Raw genomic sequence first — 1,805 nt, 5'->3', positions numbered from 1 at the left:
AACCCGTAGGTCCGCGCCGGGTCCCAGCCGGTGCTGTGGCGCAGCCGGCGGCTCATCCGGGCCCACCCAGCCGGCTCGGCCCGGAAGCCCCAGCGCAGCCAGCGCTGCTCCATGTGTCCGAGGTGCTTCAGCAACTCGAGCAACGTCCACCCGGACGGGAGCCGGCTGACGCGCAGCTCTGTGTCGGACATGCCCTCGACCTTGGCGCCGATCACGGACCGGTAGTAGTCGAGATAACCCAGCAACAGCTCACTGGGATCGGACATCTGCTGGTCCGGCTCGGGCAGGGAGGAAGTCATGGGCCCGATTCTGCCACCGCACGGACCGGCGCCCGGAGGGGTTTCCGCCCGCCGTCGGGACTGCCGCGTCCGACGCGGGGCGGGACCGTCCGGCCCGGGGCGTTGCAGGACTGTTGCACGGGAAGTGGCGTCTCTCACAGCCGTTCGGGGGCGAAGCGTGATCGCATCGGGCGATGCGTCGATTCGAGGATGTGAGCTGGTTGTTGACGGTGCGTCGGGTGAGTCGGCCGGCCAAGGCCGCTCTGGTGGCCGCTGCCGCCGTCGGCCTGGTCGCGGGCTGCGGATCCGGGACGGCGACCGTGGCCACGGCACCGTCCGGGAGCGCCGGGGCGTGCGGGGCACTGCTGCCGTCGACGGCGCCCGGGCTCGCGAAGGACGGGGTGCGGATCACCTCCGCCGGCCCGGCCTGCGCGGAGTACGAGGTGACCAATACGGGCAGTGAGCCCTCCGATGTGACGGCGGTGTTCACCCTGCTCTCGGCGGCCGGGGGTGCGCTGGACAACGTGACGCGGACCGTCGCCGCGGTCGCCCCGGGGGCCACCGTGAAGGGGCGGATCGACCTCGGCCGGAACGGGTCGACCTGGCCGGCGGGGGCCGACCCCGCCGCCAGGCCGGGCTCCGGGCCGGGCTCCGGGCCGGGCTCCGGGCCGGGCGTGAAGGTCATCACGGTCCGGAGCGTGCCCAGCGCCGAGGCCCCGCAGCCCGCCGGCCCGTGCCCGGCCTCGGGTCTCCGGCTGTACGCGGGAGAGGGCGACGCCGCGATGGGCCTGCGCGTGGTCAGCCTCCACCTGCGCAACTGCGGAACCTCCACGGTGACCGTCAACGGCTACCCGAAGCTGGAACTGCTCGACCTGGAACACCGGCCCATCGAGGGGGTACGGCTCCTGTCCGGCGGCGCCGAGATCGCCACCGGCACGGGCGCGGACAGCCCGCCGCAGCAGATCGCACTGAAGCCGGGAGAAGGCGCCCGCTCCACCCTGGTGTGGCGCAACACCACGCAGGACGGCGAGCCGGTCAACGCCCCCTACGTGCGGGTCCGGGCCATCCCGGACGCCGCCCCCGTCATGGTCACCCCGGAACTCGACCTGGGCACCACCGGCCGCCTCGGCATCGGCGCCTGGACCAGGGAGGACAGCCGTCCGTGACCGGCCCGCCGGCGCTGCACCCGTACACCCGTACACCCGTACACCCGTGCCGGACGGTCGGCTGGGCGGGCCCGGTCGGCAGAGGCCGTCGTTCGACGGGGCCGCCGTCAGGACACCGCTGCGGCGACCGCCGCGGCGGTGGTGGCCGCCAGCACCGCCGCCTGGGTGGCGGTGATCGCGTCACGGAGCGCCACGCCCGCCCACTGGCCCTCGGCGATCGCGGCCATCCTCGCCTCGACCTGCCGGGCCGGCACGTCGGGGAAGGCCAGCCGGTGCAGGCGCGCGCCGTGGAGCAGGGCGATCAGCCCGGCGGTGCGCTCGTCCGGCTCGGCGCCGTCCAGCACGACAGCCGCCAGCCGGG

3 protein-coding genes are annotated in these 1,805 nt (G+C 75.0%); 1 reads left to right on the top strand and 2 read right to left on the bottom strand.

All coding sequences use genetic code 11. From position 1 onward, the window contains the following. Positions 1-299, bottom strand: a 299-nt coding sequence (locus ABZ885_RS40445) for a DUF664 domain-containing protein (protein WP_360200097.1), incomplete at its 3' end; no start/stop codon positions are given. Positions 300-517: 218 nt separating this feature from the next. Between ABZ885_RS40445 and ABZ885_RS40440 the strand changes: the two genes are divergently transcribed. Then, a complete protein-coding gene (locus tag ABZ885_RS40440) occupies positions 518-1,444 on the top strand; it encodes a DUF4232 domain-containing protein (RefSeq protein ID WP_360200095.1) in 927 nt (308 codons plus the stop codon). 107 nt (positions 1,445-1,551) lie between these two features. Here the strand turns inward: ABZ885_RS40440 and ABZ885_RS40435 are convergent. Then, positions 1,552-1,805 (bottom strand): GPP34 family phosphoprotein (locus ABZ885_RS40435; protein ID WP_360200093.1); only part of this gene is annotated, 254 nt, incomplete at its 5' end.

This window comes from Kitasatospora sp. NPDC047058 (genome assembly GCF_040643935.1).
Lineage (GTDB): Bacteria > Actinomycetota > Actinomycetes > Streptomycetales > Streptomycetaceae > Kitasatospora.
Note: the sequence above shows the minus strand (reverse complement) of the source record. Positions and strands in the feature narration are given on the sequence as shown.